The 5,488-nt window shown below is 73.3% G+C and carries 7 protein-coding genes; 5 read left to right on the top strand and 2 right to left on the bottom strand.

Annotation, left to right across the window (positions count from 1 at the left end; genetic code table 11):
- Nucleotides 1-22 precede the first annotated feature (22 nt).
- Nucleotides 23-1,006 carry an alpha/beta fold hydrolase gene (locus AC51EU_RS26520; protein ID WP_496269613.1) on the bottom strand — a complete coding sequence of 328 codons (984 nt, stop codon included), beginning with the start codon at nucleotides 1,004-1,006 and terminating at the stop codon, nucleotides 23-25.
- 162 nt (nucleotides 1,007-1,168) lie between these two features.
- On the opposite strand from AC51EU_RS26520, the gene AC51EU_RS26525 reads away from it, so the two are divergent.
- The 4 genes from AC51EU_RS26525 (at nucleotide 1,169) to AC51EU_RS26540 (ending at nucleotide 2,997) form a co-directional block, all read left to right on the top strand.
- Nucleotides 1,169-1,396 (top strand): hypothetical protein, encoded by a 228-nt coding sequence (locus AC51EU_RS26525; RefSeq protein WP_496269614.1) that lies wholly within the window; start codon nucleotides 1,169-1,171, stop codon nucleotides 1,394-1,396.
- Between the two features lie 148 nt (nucleotides 1,397-1,544).
- On the top strand, nucleotides 1,545-2,186 hold the full coding sequence (locus tag AC51EU_RS26530) for a TetR/AcrR family transcriptional regulator (RefSeq protein ID WP_496269615.1): 642 nt from the start codon (nucleotides 1,545-1,547) through the stop codon (nucleotides 2,184-2,186).
- A gap of 137 nt (nucleotides 2,187-2,323) precedes the next feature.
- A complete protein-coding gene (locus tag AC51EU_RS26535; protein WP_496269616.1) occupies nucleotides 2,324-2,551 on the top strand; it encodes a DUF3107 domain-containing protein in 228 nt (75 codons plus the stop codon).
- Nucleotides 2,552-2,727: 176 nt separating this feature from the next.
- On the top strand, nucleotides 2,728-2,997 hold the full coding sequence (locus tag AC51EU_RS26540; protein ID WP_496269617.1) for a hypothetical protein: 270 nt from the start codon (nucleotides 2,728-2,730) through the stop codon (nucleotides 2,995-2,997).
- A 43-nt stretch (nucleotides 2,998-3,040) separates the two neighbouring features.
- On the opposite strand, the gene AC51EU_RS26545 is transcribed toward AC51EU_RS26540, so the two are convergent.
- Nucleotides 3,041-3,778 carry a ferritin-like fold-containing protein gene (locus AC51EU_RS26545; protein ID WP_496269618.1) on the bottom strand — a complete coding sequence of 246 codons (738 nt, stop codon included), beginning with the start codon at nucleotides 3,776-3,778 and terminating at the stop codon, nucleotides 3,041-3,043.
- A 314-nt stretch (nucleotides 3,779-4,092) separates the two neighbouring features.
- On the opposite strand from AC51EU_RS26545, the gene AC51EU_RS26550 reads away from it, so the two are divergent.
- Nucleotides 4,093-5,488 (top strand): DEAD/DEAH box helicase (locus tag AC51EU_RS26550; protein WP_496269619.1); only part of this gene is annotated, 1,396 nt, incomplete at its 3' end.

Consider the following 5,488-nt stretch of genomic DNA (forward strand, 5'->3'; position numbering starts at 1 on the left):
TGCTGTGCCGCCCCACGCGCCGTCAGCCCCGCTCCCGGCGGGCGGCGGCCCGCTCGTCGTCGAGGAGGTCGCGCACGGCCCGCGCCACGACCTGCGGGTACTCCATCATCGACAGATGTCCGGCCTCGGGCAGGAGCAGCAGCCGGGAGCCGCGGAAGGTGCGGGCGGCGCGGCGCGCCATCCGGGAGGACACCAGCCGGTCGCGGCCGCCGTAGACCAGGAGGGTGGGGGCGAGGACGCGTTCGGCCTGGCGCCACAGGTTGTGCTGGCCGCCGAGCGTGTACGCGTCGACGAGGGCGCGGGCGCCGCGCTCCATCACGTCCCAGAAGTAGGGGAGTTCGAGCCTGCGGCCGTACTCCTCGACGGCCGCGGCGAATCCCTCGGGGGTGACCCTGCCCGGGTCGCCGTAGCAGAGGGCCAGCACCTCGGCGGCGCGGCGTTCGATCGTCCAGTCGCGGGTGAGGCGGGAGAAGAGGCGGGTGACGCCCGGGACGGCGAGGAGCGCGGTGGGCAGCGCCGTCGGCTGCGGGGGCACCTCCGGCAGCGCGGGCGAGATCAGCGTCAGGGTGCGCACCAGGTCCGGGCGGGCCGCGGCGACCCGCGTCGCGGCCGAACCGCCCATCGAGTTGGCGATCAGGTGCACCGGGCCGCGTCCGGCGGCGTCCAGGTAGCGGGTGACGGCGCGGGCCTGCGCGGCGATCGAGTGGTTGCCGTCGTCGGGCGGCGGGGCGAGGCCGAAGCCCGGCAGGTCGAGGGCCTCGCCGTCCAGCCGGTCGGCGAGCAGCGGCATCAGCGCCGACCAGACCTGCGAGGAGCCGCCGAGGCCGTGGACGTAGAGCGCGGGCTCGCGCTCCGCGCCGGCGCCGCCGTCGGGGGCCGGGGTGCGGATGTAGAGCGTCAGCCCCGGAAGGGTCACGGGCCGGACCGACTCCCCCGTGCCGCCGGGACCGGCCGGCGGCACCGGGAGGGCTGTGGTCCGGGTGTCCGGCGACTCGGTCGAAGACATGTCCCCGATGTTACGAGACGATCACGTACACGTTCGTGTGTTCGCCGTCACACACCGCGTCGCGCCGCCGGGGCCGCTCTCCTACTCTCGTACCAGGGCGGCCGCCCCCGGGTCCGGCGCGGACCCGGCCGGCGCGGCCTCAGGCGAGAGAGTGGAGCGATCATGCCCGTCGACCCGACCGACCCCGACACGTTCGAGGACGACGACACGCGCGAGGCCCCGGCGATCGGCATCGAGGCACCGGAGGCGGACGCCGCCGAGGAGTACGCCGAGACCGAGAAGGCGGCCCGCCGCGGCCCCCGGCCCGCGGGCGCCGTGACCGAGGCGAACGAGGCGGACCGCGCCGAGCAGGCACGCGTCGTGGAGCTCAACGAAGACGAATACCGATGACCTGGGGTGTTATGTCGGCTTCCCACAGCGTTCCGGGCCGGATTTTCTCGGCTTCGGCGACGCACAGCCTCATTACCCAAAAGTACGATGGCGGGCGCGGTACGCCGTCCAGCGCGCGCCGCGTACGGAACGACCTCTGGGAGGCAGCGTGAGCGCCATCGAGCAGACCGAGGCGGCGCGCCCGCGGGGCACACGCCTGCCGCGTCGCGCACGGCGCAACCAGCTTCTGGGTGCCGCCCAGGAAGTGTTCGTCGCACAGGGCTACCACGCGGCGGCGATGGACGACATCGCCGAGCGGGCCGGCGTCAGCAAACCGGTGCTCTACCAGCACTTCCCCGGCAAGCTGGACCTCTACCTCGCACTGCTGGACCAGCACTGCGAGGCACTGCTCCGGTCGGTGAACAACGCCCTCGCCTCGACCAGCGACAACAAGCAGCGCGTCGCGGCGACGATGGACGCCTACTTCGCCTACGTCGAGGACCCGGGCGGCGCCTTCCGCCTGGTCTTCGAGTCGGACCTCACCAACGAGCCCGCCGTCCGCGAGCGGGTCGACAAGGTGTCACTGGAGTGCGCCGAGGCGATCAGCGCCGTGATCGCCGAGGACACCGGCCTGTCCCAGGACGAGTCGATGCTGCTGGCCGTGGGCCTGGGCGGGGTCTCCCAGGTGGTGGCCCGCTACTGGCTGTCGTCGCAGAGCACGGTCCCCCGCGCGACCGCGGTCCAGCTGCTGACCTCGCTGGCCTGGCGGGGCATCGCGGGCTTCCCCCTGCACGGCGCCGAGGTGCACTGACCCCGGTCCGCCGCCGCCCGCCGTGTTCGCTCCCGGCGTGCTCCGCGGCGCCCTGCCCGTCCCCGTACCGGGCTAATGTGTGCGGGGTACGGCGCGGATGGCCGCGCACCCCACTGACCGTCGGAGGGACATAAGCCGTGGAGGTCAAGATCGGCGTGCAGCACGCGCCCCGCGAGATCGTTCTGGAGAGCGGGCAGTCTGCCGAAGAGGTCGAGCGCGCGGTCGCCGAGGCGCTCGGCGGCACGACACCGCTGCTGAGCCTGGTGGACGACCACGGCCGCAAGGTCCTGGTGCCTTCGGACCGGCTGGCCTACGTCGAGATCGGCGAGCCCACCGTCCGCAAGGTCGGCTTCGGCACGCTCTGATCCGGGGCGCCGCAGCGGCGCCCGTGAAGCGGAACACGGACGGCGGTCCGGGAGGAAGGTCTCCCGGGCCGCCGTTCGCACATCGTGGCGGGCCCGAGGGTTGCGGCGGGTACGGCCGGGGTACGACGGCCCACGACCGGGTCACCGTCCGGTCTCGTCACGCGGGAGGGATCACCATGATCTGGGAAACGCTCGGCGCCGCGCTCATCGGCCTCGCCCTCTCCCTGGCCGCGCTCCGGCGGCTGCCGGACCGTTTCGTCTCACGCCGTCTGACGCTGGCCACCGGCCCGGTGGCCGCCGTGTTCGGCGAGCTGGTCACCCGCGCCGTCCTGGGCCCGGGACACCCCGTGGAGGTCCTGGTCGCCGCCCTGGCGACGGGCACCGCCCTGCTGTCCGTGCTGGTCCGCCCCGCCCGCGGCCGGCTGCGCCCCTCGCCGACGGCCTGAACCCGCCCCGGGGCCGCCACCGGCCCCGGGACCCGCCGTACGGCTACGCCGCCAGCCCCAGCGCCGCCATCCGCTTGGTGTGCGCCTCGGTGATCCGCGAGAACATCCGGCCGACCTCCGCGAGATCGAAACCGTCCGCCAGCCCGCCGACCAGCATCGTCGACAGCGCGTCGCGGTCGGCGACCACCCGCTGCGCCTGCGACAGCGCCTCGCCCATCAGCCGCCGCGCCCACAGCGCCAGCCGCCCGCCGACCCGCGGATCGGCCTCGATCGCGGCCCGCACCTTCTCCACCGCGAACGACGCGTGCCCGGTGTCGTCCAGCACCGTGAGGACCAGGTCCCGCGTGTCGGAGTCCAGACGCACCGCGGCCTCCCGGTAGAAGTCACTGGCGATCGAGTCACCGACGTACGCCTTGACCAGGCCCTCCAGCCAGTCCGACGGCGCGGTCTGGCGGTGGAACTCGTCCAGCGCGGCGGCGAACGGCTCCATCGCCTCGTTCGGCTCCGCCTGGATGTCCGCCAGGCGGTCGCGCAGCCGCTCGAAGTGGTGGAATTCCGCCGAGGCCATCTTGGCCAGTTCGGCCTTGTCGTCCATGGTCGGTGCGAGCTTGGCGTCCTCCGCCAGCCGCTCGAAGGCGGACAGCTCGCCGTACGCGAGCGCGCCCAGCAGGTCGATCACGGCGGCCCGGTAGTGCGGCTCGGCGGACGCCTGCTCCCAGTTCTGGGCGGCGATCCCGGTGAGTTCCTGCGCGTCGGCTGCGGCGTTGTCTGGCGTCTCCATGACCGGCACAATAGCCCGCCCGCCACGCCGGACGGCCATCGCGCGGCGGCCCCGGGACAGGCCGCCGGGAGCGGCCCGGCCGCGTCCGGCGCTGGCGTGTTCCCTCTCTCACTCACACAAGCCTTCGGATGGCGCGCCGCATCCGGGGTACAGTGCTAATGGCCCTGCCGAGTACCGGTGGGCCGATCCACGAATGCGGATGCCCGGTCGGTGGCCCGATCGGCTCCCAACCGACCGCCCTCCCCGCGGCGCGTACGCCGTGTACGCCCAGCAGGAGGGACACCGCTCGCGGCGGGAGTGCCTGAGCGTTGGCCGTGGTCCCGCGTCGGGCCGGCTGCATCATCACGCCGGCCTCGTACCACCCGTACGAAGACGCGGTACGACCCCCTTCGCCGCCTCGCGCCGCGCTTCACAGAAGAGGCAAGATTCTGTCTACGACGTTCCGAGATCTCGGGATCTACCCCGAGACCGCCGAGGCCCTGGAAGCCGTCGGCATCATCTCTCCCTTTCCCATCCAGGAACTCACTCTCCCCGTCGCCCTCTCCGGCAGCGACGTCATCGGCCAGGCCAAGACCGGCACGGGCAAGACCCTCGGCTTCGGCCTGCCGCTGCTGGAGCGCGTCACCGTCCCAGCCGACGTCGAGGCGGGCCGCGCCACGCCCGAGCAGCTGACCGAGGCGCCGCAGGCCCTCGTCGTCGTCCCCACCCGTGAGCTGTGCCAGCAGGTCACCAACGACCTGCTGACCGCCGGCAAGGTCCGCAACGTCCGGGTGCTGGCGATCTACGGCGGCCGGGCCTACGAGCCGCAGGTCGAGGCGCTGCAGAAGGGCGTCGACGTCGTCGTCGGCACGCCCGGCCGGCTGCTCGACCTCGCGGGCCAGAAGAAGCTCGACCTCTCGCACGTCCGCAGCCTGGTCCTGGACGAGGCCGACGAGATGCTCGACCTGGGCTTCCTCCCGGACGTCGAGAAGATCATCCAGCTGCTGCCCGCCACCCGGCAGACCATGCTGTTCTCCGCGACCATGCCCGGCCAGGTCATCTCGCTGGCCCGCCGCTACATGTCGCAGCCCACGCACATCCGCGCCACCGCGCCGGACGACGAGGGCCAGACCGTCGCCAACATCTCCCAGCACGTCTACCGCGCCCACTCGCTGGACAAGCCGGAGATGGTCGCGCGCATCCTCCAGGCCGAGGGCCGCGGCCTGGCGATGCTGTTCTGCCGTACGAAGCGGACCGCCGCCGACATCGCCGACCAGCTCGCGCGCCGGGGCTTCGCCTCCGGCGCCGTCCACGGCGACCTGGGCCAGGGCGCGCGCGAGCAGGCGCTGCGCGCGTTCCGCAACGGCAAGGTCGATGTCCTGGTGTGCACCGACGTCGCCGCCCGCGGCATCGACGTCGAGGGCGTGACGCACGTCGTCAACTACCAGTCGCCCGAGGACGAGAAGACCTATCTGCACCGCATCGGCCGCACCGGCCGCGCGGGCGCCAAGGGCACCGCGATCACCCTCGTGGACTGGGACGACATCCCGCGCTGGCAGCTGATCAACAAGGCGCTGGACCTGCCGTTCCACGACCCGGAGGAGACGTACTCCACCTCCCCGCACCTCTACGAGCAGCTCCACATCCCCGAGGGCACCAAGGGCATACTGCCGCGCGCCGAGCGCACCCGCGCCGGGCTGGCCGCCGAAGAGGTCGAGGACCTCGGCGAGA

The organism is Candidatus Streptomyces philanthi, from assembly GCF_059553635.1.

What these genes read in the sequence shown, in the direction of transcription:
- AC51EU_RS26525 (WP_496269614.1), top strand. Translation starts at nt 1,169, where the DNA reads ATGCCCGTCGACCCGACCGACCCCGACACGTTCGAGGACGACGACACG.
- AC51EU_RS26540 (WP_496269617.1), top strand. Translation starts at nt 2,728, where the DNA reads ATGATCTGGGAAACGCTCGGCGCCGCGCTCATCGGCCTCGCCCTCTCC.
- AC51EU_RS26520 (WP_496269613.1), bottom strand. Translation starts at nt 1,006, where the DNA reads ATGTCTTCGACCGAGTCGCCGGACACCCGGACCACAGCCCTCCCGGTG.
- AC51EU_RS26545 (WP_496269618.1), bottom strand. Translation starts at nt 3,778, where the DNA reads ATGGAGACGCCAGACAACGCCGCAGCCGACGCGCAGGAACTCACCGGG.